At 52.2% G+C, this 21,137-nt stretch carries 16 protein-coding genes; 6 read left to right on the top strand and 10 right to left on the bottom strand.

Going from position 1 to position 21,137, the window contains the following annotated elements:
* The first annotated feature begins 1 nt into the window (after position 1).
* The 3 genes from fliS to HMF8227_RS05675 are packed head-to-tail and all read left to right on the top strand — an operon-like array spanning position 2 to position 2,854.
* Positions 2-433, top strand: a complete 432-nt coding sequence (gene fliS, locus HMF8227_RS05665; protein ID WP_109339247.1) for a flagellar export chaperone FliS — start codon at positions 2-4, stop codon at positions 431-433.
* Positions 426-725 (top strand): hypothetical protein, encoded by a 300-nt coding sequence (locus HMF8227_RS05670; RefSeq protein WP_109339248.1) that lies wholly within the window; start codon positions 426-428, stop codon positions 723-725. The genes fliS and HMF8227_RS05670 overlap by 8 nt, the downstream gene beginning before the upstream one ends.
* Positions 725-2,854 carry a motility associated factor glycosyltransferase family protein gene (locus HMF8227_RS05675; protein WP_109339249.1) on the top strand — a complete coding sequence of 710 codons (2,130 nt, stop codon included), beginning with the start codon at positions 725-727 and terminating at the stop codon, positions 2,852-2,854. Before HMF8227_RS05670 ends, HMF8227_RS05675 begins: the two co-directional genes overlap by 1 nt.
* Here the strand turns inward: HMF8227_RS05675 and HMF8227_RS05680 are convergent.
* From HMF8227_RS05680 to HMF8227_RS05720, 9 genes are read right to left on the bottom strand one after another with little or no spacing between them, the layout of a single operon-like run.
* Complete coding sequence (locus HMF8227_RS05680; RefSeq protein WP_109339250.1) at positions 2,844-3,605, bottom strand: oxidoreductase; 762 nt, start codon at positions 3,603-3,605, stop codon at positions 2,844-2,846. The two genes, HMF8227_RS05675 and HMF8227_RS05680, sit on opposite strands and share 11 nt — an antisense overlap.
* Positions 3,592-4,305 carry an acylneuraminate cytidylyltransferase family protein gene (locus tag HMF8227_RS05685; protein ID WP_109339251.1) on the bottom strand — a complete coding sequence of 238 codons (714 nt, stop codon included), beginning with the start codon at positions 4,303-4,305 and terminating at the stop codon, positions 3,592-3,594. Before HMF8227_RS05685 ends, HMF8227_RS05680 begins: the two co-directional genes overlap by 14 nt.
* Positions 4,302-5,273 carry a Gfo/Idh/MocA family protein gene (locus HMF8227_RS05690; protein WP_109339252.1) on the bottom strand — a complete coding sequence of 324 codons (972 nt, stop codon included), beginning with the start codon at positions 5,271-5,273 and terminating at the stop codon, positions 4,302-4,304. Before HMF8227_RS05690 ends, HMF8227_RS05685 begins: the two co-directional genes overlap by 4 nt.
* Positions 5,270-6,331, bottom strand: a complete 1,062-nt coding sequence (locus tag HMF8227_RS05695) for a nucleotidyltransferase family protein (RefSeq protein ID WP_109339253.1) — start codon at positions 6,329-6,331, stop codon at positions 5,270-5,272. The genes HMF8227_RS05690 and HMF8227_RS05695 overlap by 4 nt, the downstream gene beginning before the upstream one ends.
* Positions 6,332-6,333: 2 nt before the next feature.
* On the bottom strand, positions 6,334-6,969 hold the full coding sequence (locus tag HMF8227_RS05700) for an acetyltransferase (RefSeq protein ID WP_109339254.1): 636 nt from the start codon (positions 6,967-6,969) through the stop codon (positions 6,334-6,336).
* A complete protein-coding gene (neuB, locus tag HMF8227_RS05705; protein WP_109339255.1) occupies positions 6,962-8,035 on the bottom strand; it encodes an N-acetylneuraminate synthase in 1,074 nt (357 codons plus the stop codon). The genes HMF8227_RS05700 and neuB overlap by 8 nt, the downstream gene beginning before the upstream one ends.
* Complete coding sequence (gene neuC / locus HMF8227_RS05710) at positions 8,032-9,195, bottom strand: UDP-N-acetylglucosamine 2-epimerase (RefSeq protein WP_109339256.1); 1,164 nt, start codon at positions 9,193-9,195, stop codon at positions 8,032-8,034. The genes neuB and neuC overlap by 4 nt, the downstream gene beginning before the upstream one ends.
* A gap of 2 nt (positions 9,196-9,197) precedes the next feature.
* Positions 9,198-10,355: a LegC family aminotransferase gene (locus HMF8227_RS05715; protein WP_109339257.1), complete on the bottom strand. Its 1,158-nt coding sequence runs from the start codon at positions 10,353-10,355 to the stop codon at positions 9,198-9,200.
* Positions 10,355-11,542, bottom strand: a complete 1,188-nt coding sequence (locus tag HMF8227_RS05720) for a UDP-N-acetylglucosamine 4,6-dehydratase (protein WP_109339258.1) — start codon at positions 11,540-11,542, stop codon at positions 10,355-10,357. Before HMF8227_RS05720 ends, HMF8227_RS05715 begins: the two co-directional genes overlap by 1 nt.
* Before the next feature lie 190 nt (positions 11,543-11,732).
* Between HMF8227_RS05720 and recC the strand changes: the two genes are divergently transcribed.
* From recC to recD, 3 genes are read left to right on the top strand one after another with little or no spacing between them, the layout of a single operon-like run.
* Positions 11,733-15,002 carry an exodeoxyribonuclease V subunit gamma gene (gene recC / locus HMF8227_RS05725; RefSeq protein ID WP_109339259.1) on the top strand — a complete coding sequence of 1,090 codons (3,270 nt, stop codon included), beginning with the start codon at positions 11,733-11,735 and terminating at the stop codon, positions 15,000-15,002.
* Positions 14,989-18,588: an exodeoxyribonuclease V subunit beta gene (recB, locus tag HMF8227_RS05730; RefSeq protein ID WP_109339260.1), complete on the top strand. Its 3,600-nt coding sequence runs from the start codon at positions 14,989-14,991 to the stop codon at positions 18,586-18,588. Before recC ends, recB begins: the two co-directional genes overlap by 14 nt.
* Complete coding sequence (gene recD, locus HMF8227_RS05735) at positions 18,582-20,444, top strand: exodeoxyribonuclease V subunit alpha (RefSeq protein WP_109339261.1); 1,863 nt, start codon at positions 18,582-18,584, stop codon at positions 20,442-20,444. Before recB ends, recD begins: the two co-directional genes overlap by 7 nt.
* Here recD and HMF8227_RS05740 read toward each other — a convergent pair.
* A complete protein-coding gene (locus HMF8227_RS05740) occupies positions 20,441-21,085 on the bottom strand; it encodes a hypothetical protein (protein WP_109339262.1) in 645 nt (214 codons plus the stop codon). The genes recD and HMF8227_RS05740 overlap by 4 nt on opposite strands.
* Positions 21,086-21,137: the final 52 nt, after the last annotated feature.

Below are 21,137 nucleotides of genomic sequence, written 5' to 3' on the forward strand. Positions count from 1 at the left end.
TATGAATACGAAGGTTAAGCACTATCAGAAAGAGGCATTAAAAACACGGCTCGCCGGTGCAGATCCTTATGAGATTACTCAAATGCTAATGAATGGTGCTCTTGAGTCTATGAAGATTGCCAAGATTAATATTGAGCAGAAGGATCTCGAGAATAAGAGCCGGTTCTTGTCGAAAGCCACGAGCATCATAGACTCTTTGCGTTTAAGTCTTAACATGGAGGTGGGCGGAGAAATGTCAGAGAATTTGGCTTCTCTGTACGCCTATATGTCAGAGCGTTTATTGGATGCATCCGTCAATAATGACACTGCAGCTATTGATGAAGTAATCGAGCTTTTCTCAGGAATTAAAGACGCCTGGGATCAGATTCCGAAAGAAAGCCGTGAGCAAGCGTTCCAACAGATGGAGCAACGGGCAGTGGCGTCCGGTGGTTGATATTGACCAAATAAAACAGCAACGCCAACGCTTTGAGGAGTATCTTGAAAATAAGGATTTCTCGAACGCGTTGGTGGAATTTCGCCAGCTGGATAGTTCTTTACGTAGCCTTTCCACCGAATACCTAGCTTCTCTGTCTGAACATGATCGCGCTTACCTGAACGAGTTGGCGCTTCGTCTCCGAGACAACACCGAAAACTTAGAGAAAGAAGCCGCGCGTCTTGTTGATATTCTGGCCCCTTTTAATAAGAATAGTGCTCTTAATAAAGGTAAGCACTATCGGAAAGATTGATGGATGAACTAAAAAAAGAGTTGGCTGAGCTGGAAAAGAGGCTTGATAAAGCTAAGGCTCAACAAGAGCAACAACGAGCCTTTGAACAGGAATCTCAGCGGCGATTCGATAATAACTTACTTGCCTTCAAGCGTTTCTTCCCTGAAATTTATGAGTCCATTTGCAGCTACACTCCGAGCGATGACTTTCGGGTCTTTGTGACTCCTACCGGGGAAGGCAACTATATTCCCAAAGGCCAGTCTGTTCCCATTTATTCTGAAGAACCGATAGCCCAGTCAAGAAGACAAGTTGAACGAAACGTCGCCAACCCAGTATTCGGTCGGTCTTCCTTGTACGGTAAGCCGGATGAGGCCACCAAGACAGATGAACGCTTGCATATGCGATATATGTGCAAGTTAGCTGAGGCGATAAATCAATTTGATCATAAAAATGAACCTAAGTTAGATAAATTACCTGAGCACTATCCGACGTGTATTGTCTTCGGAATTGGGCTTGGGTATCACTTGCCGATACTCTTTGAGCAGCATCAGTTCGATTATATTTTCCTTTGTGAACCTGACTTTGAAACCTTCTATGCAAGCTTGTATTGCACAGACTGGTGTAGTTTGATGGAGAAGGTCGATGTTGAGTCCGGCTGTTTATTCATTCAGGTTGGCATTCCCTATGAAACATTTTTTAATGTTCTGAGAACGACGTATCAGAAAATTGGAGCGTTTTCTCTGATCAGTAGCTTTTGCTACCAGCATACGCCGGTGGACGAAGTTAATAAGTTGATCAAGGAATTCTTTAACAACTTTTATCAGGTGCAGTTTGGCTACGGTTTTTATAACGACGCGCTGACAGGGTTAGCGCACGGCATTCGTAATGTTGAAAAGCCAGCTAACTTTCTACTACGAACCAGAGTAAACCGTCGCGTCCTTTCTGATATTCCTGTGTTTATTATTGGTAATGGCCCGTCACTCGATCAAGCGGCGTCTGTTATTAAGGAAAACGCCAACGAAGCAATAATTCTGGCTGCGGGATCAGCGTTTCAGTCGTTGCTAAAACTGGGAATTCAGCCAGATTTCCATGTCTTGGTAGAGCGCCCGAAAATCACTTACGATGTGGTTTGTGACACTCTGCCTGAAGATATCGTTGCCAAGACCAATCTGCTTGCTGTGGATGTCATTTATCCAGACGTGTTGGATAAATACGAGTGGGCTGGATTAGGCCTTAAAGGACCGGAAGCGGCGACCGTCTTTATTCAGCAGCAATATCTGAGAGAGTCGGGGGCGTTAATGGCCTCCTTGCCTAACGCTGCGCCGTTAGTCGCGAACACTGCGCTATCCTTTGCTTATATGATGGGCTTTCAAGAGATCTACCTGTTTGGGGTTGATAATGGCTATCCAGCTGACGGAGACAGTCATTCTCAGTTCAGTATTTACAAAGATGTGAACTTCAGCGATCGGTTCAACTTGGACACCAACGCAGAGTTTGAGCTTCCTGGAAACCTGGGGGGAACCGTAAAAGCAACGAAACTCTTGGCCATAGCGCGTCAGCAAATGGCCTCCTTGCTGAAAGATGCATCGACGTTGGATGTTTATAATGTGGGCCAAGGAGCCGCGATTGAGGGAGCGACCCCATTAACGGAGGAAGATGTGTTATGCCTGCCGGCTAAAGAATCCAAGGACACTATTATTGAGCGGATAAAGCAGAGTTTTTTCGTTCAGCTGAAAGAGGACGATTTAGAGCAAAGTGTGGGTGTTGAAGAGTTTACGTCGTTGTGTGACTACCTCCTTAGTATTGGAGAAGAGTCTTACTCCAGCAGACAAGAAGCCAACGATATCTTGAAGCGTCAGTCGAGGGTGGTCTTCGCTTATCAGGGCAGCAAATATAGCCACTTATTCCATATTATTAAAGGAACACTCTTGTATTTCCATTGCCCTTTAATATCGATGTTGTATCTGTTTAAAGACGAAAAGCGAAGCTTGGAATACTTCAACGCTTGCTTCCCTGTTTGGCAGGAATGTATTCGTGCAATGAGGGACGACTTTGCCATAAACTGGAAAACCAAGTGTGGCCATTCCTGGGAAGTATCTCAGTATCAGAAGCGTTTGAACGAAGAAGCCAGAGCCGCGTCTAAAGGCTAAACCCATCGTCTACGATAATATTCTGACCATTGATATAACGCGCCTGGTCGGATAATAAAAACTCAATGGCGCCGGTGATGTCTGCCGCCTGCAGCATTCCGGTGCCCAGGGTGTTTGCTCTGTAGGCTTGCAGAAAGCTTTCTGGCTGCCCGTCTTCCAACCCGCCAGGGCTGACACAGTTCACCCGAAAATCACTGTCTTTTACATAACTGACCACATACTTACTTAGATGCAGGATGGCCGCCTTGATGGAGGCGTACTCCACGGGCATGGTCATTGCTGTACCCTGATAAATATCAAAGTCTGGCGCGGTCACGCCATAAATAGAGGCGATATTAACCACGCTCATAGGACGTTGCTGGCGTTTAAATAAAGCGGCCGCCTGCTGCATGATTAAAAATGCGGAACCCAAATGCAGGTTATGATTGTCGTTAAAACTACTTAGGCCGACGTCGAAGAAGTGCTGGCCATACGTCTGGTTCCTGGGATAGCTGCAGTTGACGACCCCGTTTAAGTAGTCCTGTTGCGCGAAGAAGTGTTTCACCTCTTGCTCGTTGGTAACATCTAACTCAATGGACTCCACTCTGTTTAAGTCGATGCCTTTATTGGCCAGACGCTTTTTCATGGTCTGGACGTCTTTATCCACCAATAATAGTTGGGCCGAGCTTGTTTGAGACAGATGACAGGCAAGCTCGGTGCCTAATAGACCGCCTGCGCCTAAGAGCAAAATACGGTTGTCACCTGCTTTCATGGTCGGGCTCCTGCTGATGTTTTAAGATGGCTTCGGCCAGATAAAAATCATAGATATCATCAATATCTACGGCGCGCTCTTTGGGGACTTGGATGGCCGTTACTGTACCGGAAAACAAGCTATGGTTGTGCTCGATAAAGCTTGGTTTGGCTGCATAGACTACAGTGGTAATGTCATACACCGAGGGCACATCCTGACGGCGGGTTACCGGGCCTTCACTGGGAATAACGAGCTGGCATTTCTGGTTGTCGTCCAGGGTTACCATATTAAAGTAAGGGCTGCGATCGGACGCGGTAACAGAGATGCAGATATCGGCAGCCTGCTGTTGTCGCTGGGAAATGGCCCGAACAATATCCTGGGTATTTCGAAGCGGGCTGGTTACCGGCAGGCTGATAAAATTATCAAACGCCCCATATTGCTCTTTTACCCAACCTATTGCGTGTTGCCAGGCCAGCCACTCGGCGCTGGTGTCTTTGGCCAGCTCAGCGGGCCGCTCGATCACTTCCACCTGCTCGTAACCCAGAGCAATGCGTTTAATCTCGGCATCTTCGGTGGACACAAAAAGCCTGTCAATATCAGGGCAAGCCAAAGCGGATTCAATGGAATAGGCCAACAAGGGTTTGCCTGCCAAAGGCTTGACGTTCTTCCTGGGTAAGCCTTTAGAGCCCCCGCGGGCGAAGATAAAGGCGTAATTGCTCATACTGGTGCTCCCCATAGGGCTTTTTGTTTGATGCTATCGACCAAATGGATGGTGGCTGCGGCTTCTTGCAGAGAAACGCATTGATGGGGACGTCCCTGAGTCATGGCTTCAAACTCTTTTAGTTGCTTAAGATACATATCATTTCGATCATATTCCGGTTGATGGTAAAGAACACGCTCTGTTTCAGTGCCGTTCCAATGCCGGATTTGGTTAGTGATAAGATCCCAGTGTAAGCGCCCCTGTGTCCCTAAGATGGAACAATAGCGCTGGGCCGGATTCTGAAGGAAATCGAGGTGTACCTGACAGGCCACATTGCCTTGGCTCAATAAACTAAGATCGGCCACTTCTTCCACATCGAGCGTTAATAGGGATGAATGCCGAAGTAGGGCAGATTGGATCTCACAGGGACCAAAAAACCACTGTAAATAATCTAACTCATGGCTGAGCTCCAGCAATACACCGCCTCCCAGATGAGCCTGGCTGGATACCGAGTCACCATGTTCTGTGGGACGCCATAACGGCAGATATTGACCGGCACTAATCTGGCAGCCGATGATCTTGCCCAGGGCTTGCTGGTCTAGTTGCTCCTTGACCAATTGGGCGGCAGGCAAGTGGCGAAGGCAGTAGCCCACGGCGACTCTGGCATCTGCTGGAAACTGGTTTAGCCGCGCCAATTGGTCGCGGTTAGCGCAAAGCGGCTTTTCAATCAAACATGCCGTGCCCGCCTGAATGAGAGCGATAGCATAGTCTAAATGGCTACTGGCGGGAGAGGCGATAATGGCATAGTCGGGTTGCCAGTCCAGCGCCTGCTCAAAAGTTTGGCCAATGATATCCGCATCTGGAACATCTAGCACTTGGCGGCCCGAGGCCGACAGTGCCATTACCGCGGCATCCGGATAGAGCCTTTTGATATTGCGTCTATGGCGGTGACTGATGTTACCCAGCCCCACAACCAGCGCGCGCTTCACACTGACTCCCGTTCGAAGGTATAAATATCCGCCTGGGCACGATGGAAGTCATCCATGCGGCCAATATCGAGCCAATACTCATGGATGGGAAACATGACCACTTTCTCTTGTTGCTGCATTCGCTGATCCAGAAGAGAGGGCATGTCCACTGGCTGGTTTTTTGGGACTGACCGCGCGAGTTCAGGACTAACTACATAAATCCCGGCATTGATAAAAAACCGTTGAATGGGCTTTTCTTCCATACTGGTAATCTCGATGCCCTGGCCATTTATTACTCCATAGGGGATCTGATACTCATACTCGCGTACGCACATGGTAGCGGTTGCCTGGCTGTCATTATGAAAATTCAGCAGGCGCTCAAAATCCACCTTAGTCAAGATATCGCCATTGATCATAATAATGGGCAGATCGGGCAAGTCGTCCGGCAGTAACCCTAAAGCGCCCCCGGTACCCAGTGGCGATGCCTCATGGACATAATGAATATCAACGCCCCAGCGACTGCCATCGCCAAAGTAGTCCTGAATTTTCTCGGGCATATAGTGGGTGGAAATGTAAAAATTGCTAAAGCCCGCATCGATAAAGCTTTGTAATATGGTTTCCAGTATGGGTTTGTCGCCCACCTTTAACATGGGTTTGGGGCACTCGTCGGTAAGCGGCCGGAGTCGTGTTCCTAAGCCGCCAGCCATAATGAAGACTGGGTTATGGTAGCGTTGCTTATCCAGCGCGTGCTGCAGTGTTTCCAGCCCAACGACTTTGCCATCTTTAACCAAGGGCACCGACAAGATACTGCGGCTTTTCATCAAACGAACCAGGGATGCTTTGGACGTGCCTTCCGCCGCGGTGGCGGGGGAGGTATTCATTATCGCCTGGACAGGATGGTCCAGGGTGAGATCGCCAAGCAATCCCCGTCGGATATCTCCGTCGGTAACAACACCGATCAGATGTTGTTGTTCATCCACCACCATAACCAGCCGCAATGCCTCATCATTCATACATTGAAGGGCATCCCTAATACTCTGCGAGGGATGAATCAGGGCCTGTTGCCAACGCTGTGCCATAGCTACTCCTCGTGGTCTCGGACAGTTCCCATTGCTGCGTACATTTTCTTATCGGCAGTCACCGATTTTACTACAGTGGCCCCTGCGCCTATGACGGTTCTATCGCCAATGTGGCATTGCTGAATGATATTGGCGCCGGTACCGATATGGACATAATGACCGGTTTTTACTTCGCCGCTTAAGGTGACGCCTGGGGCAATATGATTATGAGCACCAAGATGACAATCATGCTCAACGATGGCACCGGTATTGATAATGCTATTGCGGCCTATGTGGGCGGCGGCCTGAATGATTGCACCATGCATTATCTGGACGCCTTGCTCTAGCTGGGCGGACGGCGATACATGAGCAAGGGGTGAAATCAGCGTCATAAAGGTATAGCCCTGAGCGGTAAACTGTTCGAACAGGTGATAGCGACGGGGCTGACCGGGAAGGGCGCCCAGGCCGTTGATTAATATAACTTCGTCAGGCTTGAACTGGTGTAATGCGTCATCATCGGTCAAGTGAACGGCCTGAAACTCGAATGTGGGAGGAGCAGGGCTGATAATATAATCCGGCGCTAAAGACAGCTCGGCTAATAATTCCGCCACCACCTTGGCGTGTCCGCCTGCCCCAAGCAAGACCAAGGGCTTATTCATCGATACAGTCTCCGGCTCGGTAGGCTTTTAGTGCTTGGCGGCCCAGATAGTCCCAGTATCTATGAGCGGGAATGCCATCACCGGGACGCATAATGGTGAGGTTGTGCTCACCAAGAACATCGCCCGTATGAATATCGGTGCTAGCCACTAAGCTCTTTCTGGCCGCTTTTGCATTGTTAAGTTCATCGCCTAGTGGTCGTTTGATACCGTCGCCCATGGCCTGATTCGCTTCCCTGATGGCTTTGACCATGGTGGTCAGTTCGTCCGGCGGCAGCGAAGCTTTATGATCTGGCCCGGGTAGCTTGGGATCCAGTGTAAAATGCTTTTCGATAACAGCACTGCCCAAGGCCGCTGCCGCGATAGGCACTGTGATGCCCAGAGTATGATCGGAGTAACCACACGCCAGTCCGAAGGTTTGTCTCATGCTACTAATGGCATTGAGGTTAATGTGTTCCATGGGCGCTGGATATTCTGTGGTGCAGTGTAGCAGGGTGACTTTTTGTCTTAAGGCTTCCTGGCCTTGTTGGCTTGAATAAGCTTGTAGCAACAAGGCTTCGGTCGGATTGCCACTGCTATTGAGTAGGCCAAAGGCGATCACCTGCAGCGCCCTCTCAATGTCCGCCAGGGTCGCCATGCCGGTAGAAACAATAAGATCGCAGCCGGTACGCGCATGTTCAAGCACAAATGGGCTGTTGGTGAGTTCCCCTGAGGGGATCTTGAGTCGGGTCAGCTTTAACTCAGAGGTTAAAAAATTAAGGCTTTGACTTTCGAAAGCCGTTGACAGAAATCCAATACCCTGGCTTTCGGCGTAGGCTTTCAAACGGCGAAAGGCTTCAGTAGGCAGTTCCAGGGCTTTCAACATCTGATACTGAGACTGCTGTTGTCCCATGTTTTGAGCCTGATAGTCGGCCTGCTTGGCGTCTTGGGTGGTTAGGTTATCGGCGTTAAAGGTCTGAAATTTTACGATATCAGCCCCAGCCTGGGCGGCCACATCGACTAACTCACGTGCGAGTTGTTCATCGCCGTTATGATTGACACCGGCTTCGGCAATAATCAGGGTTTTCACTTATCACCTATCACTAGATCGTGGAATGTTTTTATCGGCTTTTTAGGCAAGAGCTTAAGTTGTTTAATGATGGCTTTACTGGCGCTGCCTTTACCATAGGGGTTATCGACACCTTGAGCTTGCCAGTGGGGGCGCTCTTGAATGGCGGTTTGTATGGCCTTTTGAATATTGCTTTGGTCGGGCTGGCAATGCAATACACTGTCCGCAGCCAGTCGCCCTTGTTGGCGAACGCCGATATTCACTGTCCCTACATTGAAAGCGGGCACCTCAATAATGCCGCTGGAAGAGTTACCAATTACCGCATCGGCGTATTTGATGGCACTGAGATAACGAGTCTGGCCTAAAGACGGCACAAGCTTGACTCTTTCGCCTTGCGCCGCCGCATAGTCTTCTAACAGGGGCAGCAATTGCCGGCCTCCTTCATCTGCATTGGGATAAGTAAGAATGACCTGATGCTTAGGAAAGCAGTCCAAGGCCGCTAATAATGCTGCCATGCTGGTTGGGCCATCCTCATCACCCCAGGTGACGGGATGGTAGGTGACCACAAAATAGGGGCGGTGCAGCGTCCAGTCCAGGGATTGGGCCAGCTCCGCTCGGGTCATTAATTGGCTTCTACTTAGGTGATCCAAACCAATGGCCCCAGCATTGAATACCCGCTCAGGGGCCTCGCCTAGCTGGATGACCCGTTGGCGGTAGGGCTCGGTGGAGGTGAAGTGTAAGTAACTCAGCTTGGTAATGGCATGGCGAAGGGCATCGTCATAGGCCCCCTCGGTGATTTCCCCGCCGTGTAAGTGAATAATGGGAATATTAAGCAACAAGGCCGTTTGTGCGGCGGCCAGGGCTTCATAGCGATCCCCCAGAATAACCAACGCATCGGGTGCTAAACGGCTCAGCGCGTCGGCATAGCCCATCACGCCCAGTCCCATACTTTTGGCAGTCGCCACTGCCGAGTCGGCGGAAAGCAGCATGTCGACTTTAGCGTCAATGTTAAAGCCATCGGCCACGATCTGGCGGTAGGTCAGGCCTAACTCCGGCGATAAATGACTGCCGGACACCAAAGTCTGCAATTCTAACTCTGTGTCGTGAAGAATATCCTGCATCAGCCAGTAGAGCAGGCCGTAATCGGCCCTAGTTCCAGTAAAGACGCAGATTCGCTTCATAGTCAGGCCTCTTTTGTTGTCAGTGGGCTGGAGGGCAGGTTAACGATGCGCTCTGCCGCCCGTTCGGCGGTAGGGAGCGTTCCTCTGATACAGTCCTGATACATGGGTAGTCGATGCATCAGTTGCCATACGGGCCGGGTCATTACCCCTTGATCATTAGTTATCGTTAACAGTTTATCCCGGCAGGCTTTATCGGGGCAGATAATGCCATTGAGCCAGTAATTGGAGCGGCAGTTTTCAGGTTCCTGGATAAATTGATATTCAGTGCCCGCAAACAATTGTTGGTAATGCTCTGCCAAGGCCCGCTTTGCCTTGAGATAGTCATTGAGGCGGGTCATCTGGCCACAGCCTAATGCGGCGTTCAGGTTCGGCATCCGGTAGTTAAAACCGGCCTGGTCGTGGAAAAACTCATAAGGATGGGGCACCTTGGCGGTAGTGGTGAGGTGCTTGACTTGCTGCTGCGCCCCGGCCGTTCGAGTGAGCACCATGCCGCCACCGCCGGTGGTAATAATCTTATTGCCATTAAAACTGAGCGCGCCAAAATCACCCAGAGTGCCGGTATGATGGCCTTGGTACCAAGAACCCAGGCTTTCGGCGGCGTCTTCCACTAAGGGGATATGCCATTGTTGGCAGACCCTGAGCAAACCGTCCATATCCGCCGGATGGCCAAAGGTATGCATAGGCACCACGGCGCCGATACGCTGGTGGCTGGTTTTGTGGTAGCAAGCCCCGTCTCTTAATTGGCCGTGTTCGTCCAGAAACGCCGCCAGTGCATCTGGGCATAGCCCGAATCCCGACGGACTGATATCCACAAAGGCTGGCGTGGCACCCATATGGTGGATCACATTGGCAGTGGCCACAAAACTCAGCGCCTGGGTAATGACCATATCGCCTTGGCGAACACCACTGGCGTAAAGGGCGGCATGCAGGGCCGCCGTACCATTGACAGTGGCAACGGCCCCGGCCGAGCCGGTAAACTGGCTTATCTGCTGCTCAAACTCATCCACATAACGACCCACACTGGAGACAAAGGTGCTCTCCAGTGTATCCATAACCGCCTGTTTTTCCGCATCGCCGAATTGAGGGGCGTGCAGCGGGATAAAGTCATTGGTCTGGTAATAGTGGCGTGTAAAATCCACCAGTTGTTGAATGGGATCCATTACATCTTCTCATCCAGGTAACGGCCTAACTCCTTGTGATGGAAGTTCGGCAAGAGTCTAGTGAACAAGGTAAGGATATCGCTTTTTTGCCATTGACCTTGCTGCTTTAACTGGCGGACCCCGTGTTCAAAGGCGGCCAAGTTTTCATCTTGTTGAAAGGCCTTGTTTTTCACTACCCCAAGGCTATCGAAGCGTTTGTCATCCACCTGTTCGCCCTCGACAAAAAACTCTTCAAAGTCTTTTTCGCCGGTGGTATCACTTCGGGTAAATAAACAGGGCCAGCAGGATTGAGCTTTAAGTTCCTGTACTCTTTCCCGAGCCTCGCTTTCGCTGCTACAGAGTATGGGGTGAAACCCTCGCTGCTTAAGATACTTTTCGGCTATTTCGGCAAAGGTGATCAGATGGAGTTTGTCGCTGAGTTTGGGAAACAAGATATCGCCATTATTGCCTAATAAACAGGCCATTAAACAGAGTTGACCGGACTCTTCCGGGGTCACAAAATACCGGCGCACATCATTTGGTGCGACAATCGGCTGTTCCTTAAGCAGGCGCTGATTAAAGCTATGCAGCAATGACCCGTCGGAAAAGGCCACATTAGCAAAGCGCGCCATTGAGACTGAGACGTGCTTGCTTTGCTGCAGTAAGAACATCTCCATAATGCGTTTCGAGGCACCCATCATATTGACCGGGTTGGCAGCCTTATCGGTGGACACGCAAAAGTATTTAGCCTTAGCCTGGGCGGCGAGTTCGGCCAGCCTCAGCGAGTGAAAGATATTCACATCCACCATGCGCATTAGGGTAAAGGGGTCTTTTTCGCTGCGCACATGCTTAAGGGCGGACAAGTTTAAAATATAATCGTAGTGACCATCGGCATTAAAAAAGGCTTCAAATTCAAGGCTACCAGAATCCAGCGCAAAGGTGGCGAAATCGCCGTCAATATAGCCGAAGCGACTGCGAATATCGCGTACCAGTTCCGCCAGATTATTTTCACTGATGTCCACCACATGCAGTTTCTGTGGCTGACGACGGAAGATCTCCTTCACCACTGCCTGACCGATGGAGCCGGCACCACCCACGATTAAGAAGCGCCCCTGAGCGACTCGGTCGGCGAGCAGAGGTTCTAAGGAATCCAGATCAGTCTGAAACAGGGCCTGGTCGCGGCCAATCAGTGAAAGTACCGTATTCATATTCTGCCTATGTGTGGTTCAGAGCGAAAGCGCGCACTCTTTACAGTATAAAGAAGCCAAAGCAAACTGGAAATCACATTTTAACTCAGTGAGTTAGCTTATCGCTTGGTGCCTGGGTTGTGGTCTAGAGTGCTATTCGTTTTTATCGTCCGGTGATATTATTTCGGAAAATGTTCAGCAGACTTTAATCATGCTCCACCTTATCCAGTCCAATAAAATGGAAGTGTTGGCCGAACAGCTCTGCGAGCAGTTGCGTGCGCCAGTGGACTTAACGCGGGTTTTTGCTGAGCGTCCGGTCTGGGTACAAAGTCCGGGCATGGCGCAGTGGCTGAAGTTGCGCATCGCCGAGCGGCATAAGATCGCGGCTAACCTGAGCTTCCCTTTACCTTCCAGCTATATCTGGCAACTGTATCAGCAGTGTCTGCCCGATCTGCCCGATGAGTCAGCGTTTACCAAAGACAATATGACCTGGAAGCTGATGGCGTTGTTGCCCGAGTTATCCGGTGAGCCTGAATTTGCTGCGGTGCGTGATTACCTGGCGGACAATGACTCGGTTAAACGCTACCGGCTGGCATTGAAAATGGCCGACGTGTTTGACCAGTACCTGGTTTACAGGCCCGATTGGATACAGGCATGGGAAGGCGGTCAGGATCGGCTTGAGGATACCCAGGTCACCGAGCATCCCTGGCAGCCCATACTGTGGCGATCACTAGTGAATAAAACCCGTGAGTTGGGGGAGTCCCACTGGCATCGGGCCAATTTACATCAGCAGTTGTTGGAAGCACTTCGGCATCACCCGCCCTCAGACTTACCCGACTCACTTACCGTGTTTGGTATTTCCGCCTTGCCCAAACAGCAGTTGGAGGTGTTGCAGGCCCTGTCTGAACATACCGAGGTGTTTGTTTACTGGTTAAACCCCAGTTGCCATTACTGGGGCGACCTGGTGGATGAAAAGCGCCGTGCACGCATTAGGGTCAGTGATGCATTATCCGAGCAGCAGCGCGCCGACTACCTGGATGTGGGTAATCCCTTGTTAGCCTCCTGGGGTAAATTGGGGCAGGACTTTCAGGATATGCTGCTGGATGCGGAGCCCGAACCTTTAGAGGCTTTTGTACGGGTGCCACCCAGTCATTTGCTCAGTCACTTACAGCATGAAATCGACGAACTTACCTGTCGTGATGAGCCCGACCTGGCCCCCGAAGCTTTGTGGTGCGATGAGCAGGGCAAAATACCGGTAGACAGCGATGACCGCAGCTTAAGCTTCGTCAGCTGCCACTCACGCCAGCGCGAGTTGGAAGTGCTGCACGATGAGATATTACGTTTTTTGGATACTCACCCTGCGGCCGATATCGGCGATATTATCGTTATGATGCCCGATGTGGCCCAGTATGCGCCGTTGATCCATGGGGTGTTTGGTCGTCAGGATGATCCTTTGTCGTTGCCTTATAGCATCTCCGATCGTCATGTGGCTGAAGAGTCACCGCTGATAAGCAGCTTCTTAAGCCTGTTAAACCTGCAGGACAGTCGCTTTGGCCTGAGCGAGGTGATGGACATTCTGGATGTGCCTGCGGTGCGACGGCGTTTTGAACTCAGCGAGGCGGAATTTGATTTATGTCGCTACTGGCTGATTGATGCGGGCGCGCGCTGGGGCCTGGATGATAGGGATAAGGCGCGTTGGCAAGTACCTGAGGTGCTGCAAAATACCTGGCTGTTTGCGCTGGAGCGTTTGTTGGCAGGGTACGCTGCCAGCTGCGACACGCTGTCGTTGACCTCTCATTTGAGCCCCTATGCGGACATCGAAGGCCAAAGTGCTCAGGCGCTGGGTAAGTTACTGGTGTTTGTGCAGCATTTACAATGGCTGCAGGCCGAATGTCTGGCGTCCAATTCGCTTTCACACAAGTCAAATCAGGCAAGGGAGGCGCTGAACGGGTTTTACCGGCCGGATGAAGGCGACCTGGCCTATATCCAACAGCTTCAGCAAGCCATCGACAGCGTAAGTGAGCACGGCCGGCAGTATGCCGAAGCAGTGGAACAGCGCGTTTTTGTGCTGGCACTGGAACAAGAGCTGGAGCAAAAAGGCGTTGGACAACGTTTCTTAGCCGGGGCGGTAAACTTTTGCACCTTAATGCCCATGCGAGCGGTGCCTTTCAAGCTGGTGTGTCTGTTAGGAATGAATGATGCCGACTATCCGCGTCAGGTGACGCCGATGGGCTTTGACTTAATGCAACTCGCAACCCCCAGAAAAGGCGATCGCTCCCGGCGACTGGACGATAAATATCTGTTTCTGGAAGCAATCCTATCGGCCCGTGAGGCGCTATACATCAGTTATATCGGTCGCAGTCAAAGGGATAACAGTGACTTGCTACCTTCGGTGCTCGTCAGTGAACTGCTGGATTACTGTGAACAGGTTTATCGGTCTGACAATAGTCGGGTGTCGCTGCGCGAGCAGCTCTGTTGTCAGGCCCCGTTACAGCCATTTGACCGCACCTGCTTTGAGCCTGATGCACCGCAAAGCTACCAAAAGCACTGGCTGGCGCTGGCCGAAAATGAACACCGCTCGCTGACTATTAAGGCTTTTGCCGATACGCCATTACCTGACCTACCAGACAGTGACAGCCTGGATATCCAGGACTGGATCGGCTTTTTACAAAATCCCTGTAAAGGCTTCTTTCAGCAGCGCTGGCAGGTACGCTTTGGCCAGTTACAGGAGCAGCAGGAAGACGAGGAACCCTTTGCTCTTGATGGACTGACGCAGTATCAGTTGCGTCAGTCACTGGTGGAGGAAGAACGGCCTGATTCGGCGGCGTACTTTGCCGCTCAGGGGTTGCTGCCTCCCGGCAATATGGGAGAGCTGGCGTTGCAGCCTGTCAAGACCCAGGCGCAACGTATCAAAGAGCGCCTGTCGGTGCTTACCGCCAACATCAAGGCCCGGGAGCTGGATTTAGACCTGAAACTGGGTGAGAGCCGAATCAGTGGGCGACAGCACCACATCTATGGTCGTCGGCTGGTGTTATGGCGAGCCGGCAAGGTTCGGCCCGGTCATGAACTGGAGTTGTGGTTAAAGCTGCTATTACTCAGTGCCAGCGGCCATGCTGTGGATCATGGCATCTATCTTGGCAGTGAGGATAAGCTTTGTGTGTTTGACGCTCCGGATACGCAACAGGCCCGAAGCTGGCTAGAGGCATTTGAGCACTGCCGTCGAATGGGGTTGACACAACCCCAGCCGTTTTTAGTGCGGTTGGCCGATATCTGGTTGGATAAACAAGACCCACAACGGGTTTTGCAGGCCTTTAGCGAAGACAGCCATTACGCCGAAGGAAGCGACCCTTACATCGGGCGTTGCTTTCCTGAACTTAGCGAGGTCTGGGAGGCGTTCTGTCATTACAGTGAAACCCTTTGGGGGCCAGCAATGGCGGCGCGACAGCGCCTGACCGCGGAGGAATTCTATGAAGGCGCTTGATATTCCGGCGTTTGCCCTTGACCGTTCGGCGCTCATCGAAGCCAGTGCAGGCACTGGTAAGACCTTTACCATTGCGCATTTGTATTTGAGACTGCTGCTCGGGCATCAGTGCGATGCCAGGACTGTGGATCAGATCCTGGTAGTGACCTTTACTAACGCAGCCACCGCCGAGTTAAAAGATCGCATTCGCCAGCTTATCATGCAGGCGGTCCAGGCCCTGTTCGCGTCAGAAACGGATGGTGTGTTGGGAGAGATTCTATCCGATGTTGAGGATAAGTCGCTGGCCTGTCAGCGGCTCATACTGGCGGCCCGACAGCTGGATGAGGCCAGTATTTATACTATTCACGGTTTTTGCCAGCGTATGTTGGTGCAGCACGCCTTTGAAAGTGGTTCGGCCTATCAGCAACAGTTGATCACCGACGAATCAGAGCTGTTGCAGCACGCGGCGAATGACTTCTGGCGTCGTCATATTAGTCCTACTGATAAGGACAGCCTGACGCAGATTCTGGCCATTTGGGCGACGCCTGCAGAGCTTACCAAGACCATCGGGCCGTTATTGTCCCGAGCCATAACGTTGGAAGCGCCTCTGACCACGGCTTCACAGGTGAGAGGGACATTAGAAGACGTCGTCAGTCAGCTCAAGCGCTGGTGGCTGGATAAACGTCTGCCAGAGCATTTTGCCAAGGCCGATTTTAAGAAAGGTCGTAAGCTGGCCCGTCCCGAACTGATCGAAGCCTTCACAGCCTATTGCCAGTCTGATGCCTTGCTGCCCGACGGAGAGCTCGGCTTTGAGCAGTTGCAGTCGGCGAAGGTGTATGAAGCGGAAAAAAAGGCCAGTAAGGTTTTAACCTCGCTGGACTTTAGTCTGGTGGATGAGGCTTTGCACTTGCATCAGCAGTGGTTACAGGGCTTAAAGGCAGAGCTTCTGGAAAAGGCCGTAGCCGAAGTGCGTGACCAGCTGCGCCGGGACAAGCGTCGCCAGGCACTGCTCAGTCCCGATGATCTGCTCAGTCAATTGGGTGAGGCACTGATATCCGAACAGGGCGAAGCACTGGCTGCGGCGATCCGTGAGCAATACCCCAAAGCCATGATCGATGAGTTTCAGGATACTGATCCGGTGCAGTTTGAGATCTTCCGTCGCATTTATCCGGCTGATAATCACCAAAACAGCCTGATCCTGATTGGTGATCCCAAGCAGGCCATCTACGGTTTTCGCGGCGCCGATATCTATACCTACATTGAAGCCAAGCATTGGGTGGATGCCGCCCAGCACTATACGCTGGATAGCAACTGGCGCAGCCGTCCGTCGCTGGTGGAAGGGGTCAATCGACTATTCTCACAAAGTCAGTACGGCTTTCTGTTCGATAAGGACATTCCCTTTAGTCCGGTAAAGGCTAAGAATCGGCAGCATTGGCTGGAAATCGACGGTCAGCGTAGCGAGGGGATGACCTTCTGGCACTGGCAAACAGCGTCGGCATCTACCTTTCGCGCTATGGCGCCTACCGTGGCCCAGCAGTGCGCCAATACTCTGGCCGGGTTGCTGAATCAGGCACAGACCGGGCAAACCGCTATTGTGGATGCTTCGGGACAGCGCAGCCCTCTGACACCGGGGGATTGCTGCGTGTTAGTGAATAACCGCAACGAAGCGCAAGTGCTGGCGCAAACCTTCAAGCGTGTCGGTATCGACAGCGTGTTTTTATCCCGCGAGAGCGTGTTTGATACCCCGCTGGCGTTGGAATTATTTTACTTGTTACAGGCACTGGCACACCCCAGTGACGAACAGGCAGTGAAAGCCGCGTTGTTAACTGAATTGGTGGGCCTCAGCGCGAGTGAGTTTGAACACTGGTTGAGCCATGACCAGCGTTGGCAACAGTTACTGTGGGAGTTTGGCCGTTGGCACAGAGTCTGGCGGCAACAGGGCATTGCCAGTGCTCTGAATCAGGCACTGGATTTTTTATCGGCGTTTGAGCGCCAGATGGCCCGCCCTGACGGAGTACGGCGGATCACCGACTTGCGCCATCTCAGCGAGCTATTGCAACAACAAAGCCAACAGCTAGAGGGAGAAAGTCAATTGTTGCGCTGGTATCAGCACCGTCTGCAGGCTCCCGAAGCGCAGGATAATGTTCAACAGTTAAGGCTGGAAACCGATGCCAACCTGGTTCAAATCGTTACCGTGCACAGCTCCAAAGGGCTGGAATACCCGGTGGTGTTCTATCCCTTTAGTTGCAATAGCCAACCGCTCAGGGAGGCCTTTTATCATGATGCCACTGGGCAGTTGAAACTGGCCGGAAACGATGAGCCGGAGGGTGTGAAACAGGCCGAGTACGAACAGCTGGCGGAGCAGTTGAGGCTGCTTTATGTGGCGCTGACCCGCGCCGCCTTAGCCTGTTTTGTGGGGGTGTGGAATCCTGCCCACCGTGGCAAACAGTCGGTGCTCAAGCAAGTGGCGGTGGGCAAGCTGGTATTAAAAGACGGTGATGAGCCGGATGATGCCTGCCTGAGTCAGCGATTCACGGAATTGGCTGACGGTGACACGCTGCATTATCTGCCCCTGGAATTGGACCCAGAGGCAGAACCGACTTATTACCGGGCTTACAGTGACGAGCAGCAAGGGCTCGCCTGTGCCCAGTTAAGTCGCAGTTTGATGCGCCAGTGGCGCGTAACCAGCTACTCGGCTTTAAGCCAGACTCAGGTTGCCGATGAGCCAGATTCGCAGGAGGAAGCGCCGGTGCCCGGACTGGATGAAGGCAGAGACAAGGTCCTGTCCACTCCTGAGACTGAGTCAGTCACGCCTTTTAGCTTTCAGCGCGGTGCTCAGGCGGGCTCTTTCTTGCATGATATTCTGGAGCATAGCCTGCCACTGAGTGAGCCCGGTAGAATCCGGGATGTAGTGCTTAAGATGGCGAAAAAATACGCTATCTTGCCGACAAAATGGCTGAGTCAGATAGAGGAAGGCGCTGATACACTGTCACCGGAGGCCGCGGAGGTAGAAAGCCAGGTCGGGATGTTGTGTCACTGGATAATGTCGGTGATGCGCCATCCTGTCGGGGCGCTGGATAATGTCAGCTTGTCGGAGATCGGACAGCTTAAAGCAGAAATGGAGTTTTATCTGCCGCTGGAGCAGGTGGGCGCCAGTCAGTTTAACCGGGTCTTGAATCAGCACGAGCCCATGCTAAACGCTAACTATCAGTTTGAGCGGCTCTCTGGCATGTTAAAAGGCTACATCGATCTTACCGTTGTCCATGAGGGGCGCTGCTTTGTGGCCGACTATAAGTCCAACTACCTAGGCGATACTCTCGCCGATTATCAGGGAGAGGCGCTGCACGAGGCTATGTTGGAACACGATTATTATCTGCAGGCAATTCTGTACGTGCTGGCGCTGCATCGCTGGCTGAAGGTCTACTGGCCCGGCTACGACTTTGATACTCATATGGGCGGCAGTCTGTATCTGTTTTTACGGGGAATGGACGGTCAGACGAAAGATTCCGGTGTCTTACATTATCAGCCCCCCAAGGCATTGATCCTGGCTCTGGATGACTTATTCGACGGGCAAACCCCTCAGGTGGAGCAATTAAGTTTATGTTAGAGAACTCAGTTTTAGCTCCGCTGGTTAAAGCCGGTTGGCTGACTCCTCTGGATCAGGGACTGGGGGATTTTGTCGCCCGACACAGTGCAAAATCCGGTCAGGCATTGGGAGTCATTGCTGCTTTGGTCAGTCGCCAGTTAGCGCGTCAGCAGGTATGCGTGTCCATTAATGATCTGGCGGTGCTTTGGCGGCAGGCGCGAGAGCTAAGCCCGGGCATGGGCGACTTTCCTTCAATCCACGCTTTAGTTGCCGAGGGCAGTGATGCCATTGCCTCGGCGGATGAACCTTTGGATGGGAGCCTGCAAACGCCACTGGTGCTGGCGCAAGATGCCGTTTATTTACAGCGATACTGGCATTATGAAGTGGTCTTAACTCAGCGACTGGAGCAGTTGGCCAAGCGGCGTTATTCGCTGGATATGGATAGATTGGGCGAGCAACTCGCCTTGTTGTTTGAGGGGCAGGCGGCTCCGGCTCACATTGATTGGCAGCGGATCGCGGTGCTGGTAGCGGCAACCCGACAGCTTAGTATTATCACCGGCGGGCCGGGCACGGGCAAAACGACTACGGTCAGTCGTTTACTGGCGCTGATTCAGGCCTTATCCGATAAGCAGGAGCAGCGCATTGCGCTGGCCGCGCCTACCGGCAAGGCGGCTGCTCGGTTGGCCGAGTCCATGGTCGCGGCTAAGGCGCGGTTGCCCGAAAGTATGGCGTTGGCACTGCCCGAACAGGCCCATACACTGCACCGGCTATTAGGCCCCTTACCCGGTAAGGTGACTTTTCGTCATCATAAAGACAACCCGCTGCCGGTGGACACCCTGGTGTTGGATGAAGCCTCAATGGTGGATCTGCCGTTGATGACCAAGTTATTAGAGGCGCTGCCGAGCCACTGTCGATTGATATTACTGGGCGATCATCATCAGCTTGCCTCGGTGGAAGTGGGCTCAGTACTCGGCGATATCTGTCAAAGCTGGTATGGGATGACCGACAACCCTGCCGCTCAGTTTGATAGAGACACCATCCATATGATTCAGGCGGTAACCGGGTATCACCTTGAAGCGGCCCGAAAACCGGTGAGTCTGCTGCAAAATCACCTCGTGCGCTTACACAAAAGTCATCGCTTCGATGCTGACAGTGGTATTAGCCAGCTAGCGCAGGCCGTGAATGACGGCCAGTTCGAGACGTTAAGTCAGGTGTTAACTCAGAACCACGATGATATTCACTGGTACTCAAATCCACAGGTGAAACAGCTTCTCGAACTTCTGGGTGAGGTTTATCCTGACTATTTTCGTGCCTGCCAGCGACGGGATATTCGGACTGCTTTTCAGGCTTTGAGTCAAATCCAGGTTTTGTGCGCGACCCGCAAAGGTCCCTGGGGTATGGAGCAGCTTAACCTGCTCATTGAGCAGCATCTGGCCAAGCAGGGATGGATAAAACCGCAGCAGGATTTTTACACCGGCCGGCCGGTCATGGTGACGCAAAATAATTATCGCCTGAACCGCTTTAACGGCGATGTGGGCATTGTGATGCCGGATGAGGATGGCCTTATCAAAGTCTGGTTCCAACGTGCCGATGGTGGTTTCGAGAACGCACTGCCCAGCCGTGTGCCTGCTCATGATACTCTCTATGCCATGACCATCCATAAGAGTCAGGGCTCGGAATTTTCCCATGCGGTGCTCTGTCTACCGAAATCCCCCTCGCCAATTCTCAGTCGCGAGTTGCTCTACACGGGCATCACCCGGGCCAGGGATAAGATGAGTTTGTTTGCCGGGCAAGGTATTTTGCAGGCTGCGGTCGATCAGCCCTGCCAGCGTGGTTCAGGGTTGACAATACGACTGGCGGTTAACCATCCCGGTTAGTTCTGTTCCGGCTTTTTAAGTCGCCGGTTGATAAAGGGCTGAATATCGCTGGGTTGGCTACAATCCAAATTCCCGCCGGTGAAACGACTTAACAAGCTAAGCGCCTGACCAATCTGTTTATCACAGTTAATCTCCCATCGAATCTCGCCGGGTTGCCGGTTTTGCCTGGCTCGGATCTCAGGTTCGATGGGACGTACCATTTCCTGGAGCCGTTGCCGGCGACGTTGCTCCCGGTGCTGGCTAAACAAGGCGTGATCCTGCTGCTGTTGTAGCCGGGATATGCTTTTTCGGGTTCGCTCATAAAGCGATTGGTGTGTTGGGAGCGTTTTGGCCTCAGTCCCAGTTTTTCGGGACGGGATAGTGGGTGGGCTTGCCGCGGGCCCGGAATAACTTTGGTTCGGGCGTTTTGTTTTGTTGGTATTGGCGCTGTTGTCGGGCTGAGAACTGGTAGGCGAAGAACTATCAGGCTCACTGGCTTGACTCTCAGCCTCCGTTTGACCCTTTGGCTTACGGGCCGTTGAAGGTGGCCTTGGGGGAGCGTTAATGAGTCTGGCATGAATGATGTCACCGTGGATGTCGGCGGACTCCGGGCGATGTAATGACTCGCTAAACCACGCGAACAATACAAGATGCAGGCTCATGGAAAGAAGCCAGGGTCTCCAGAAACGAAAGGTGATAAGGCGATGTTGGGCC

Origin of the sequence: Saliniradius amylolyticus, assembly GCF_003143555.1 — a bacterium.
Lineage (GTDB): Bacteria > Pseudomonadota > Gammaproteobacteria > Enterobacterales > Alteromonadaceae > Saliniradius > Saliniradius amylolyticus.

What these genes read in the sequence shown, in the direction of transcription:
- fliS (WP_109339247.1), top strand. Translation starts at nt 2, where the DNA reads ATGAATACGAAGGTTAAGCACTATCAGAAAGAGGCATTAAAAACACGG.
- recB (WP_109339260.1), top strand. Translation starts at nt 14,989, where the DNA reads ATGAAGGCGCTTGATATTCCGGCGTTTGCCCTTGACCGTTCGGCGCTC.
- HMF8227_RS05740 (WP_109339262.1), bottom strand. Translation starts at nt 21,085, where the DNA reads ATGAGCCTGCATCTTGTATTGTTCGCGTGGTTTAGCGAGTCATTACAT.
- HMF8227_RS05720 (WP_109339258.1), bottom strand. Translation starts at nt 11,542, where the DNA reads ATGAATACGGTACTTTCACTGATTGGCCGCGACCAGGCCCTGTTTCAG.
- HMF8227_RS05700 (WP_109339254.1), bottom strand. Translation starts at nt 6,969, where the DNA reads ATGAATAAGCCCTTGGTCTTGCTTGGGGCAGGCGGACACGCCAAGGTG.
- HMF8227_RS05715 (WP_109339257.1), bottom strand. Translation starts at nt 10,355, where the DNA reads ATGGATCCCATTCAACAACTGGTGGATTTTACACGCCACTATTACCAG.
- recC (WP_109339259.1), top strand. Translation starts at nt 11,733, where the DNA reads ATGCTCCACCTTATCCAGTCCAATAAAATGGAAGTGTTGGCCGAACAG.
- HMF8227_RS05675 (WP_109339249.1), top strand. Translation starts at nt 725, where the DNA reads ATGGATGAACTAAAAAAAGAGTTGGCTGAGCTGGAAAAGAGGCTTGAT.
- HMF8227_RS05695 (WP_109339253.1), bottom strand. Translation starts at nt 6,331, where the DNA reads ATGGCACAGCGTTGGCAACAGGCCCTGATTCATCCCTCGCAGAGTATT.
- neuC (WP_109339256.1), bottom strand. Translation starts at nt 9,195, where the DNA reads ATGAAGCGAATCTGCGTCTTTACTGGAACTAGGGCCGATTACGGCCTG.
- HMF8227_RS05680 (WP_109339250.1), bottom strand. Translation starts at nt 3,605, where the DNA reads ATGAAAGCAGGTGACAACCGTATTTTGCTCTTAGGCGCAGGCGGTCTA.
- recD (WP_109339261.1), top strand. Translation starts at nt 18,582, where the DNA reads ATGTTAGAGAACTCAGTTTTAGCTCCGCTGGTTAAAGCCGGTTGGCTG.
- HMF8227_RS05685 (WP_109339251.1), bottom strand. Translation starts at nt 4,305, where the DNA reads ATGAGCAATTACGCCTTTATCTTCGCCCGCGGGGGCTCTAAAGGCTTA.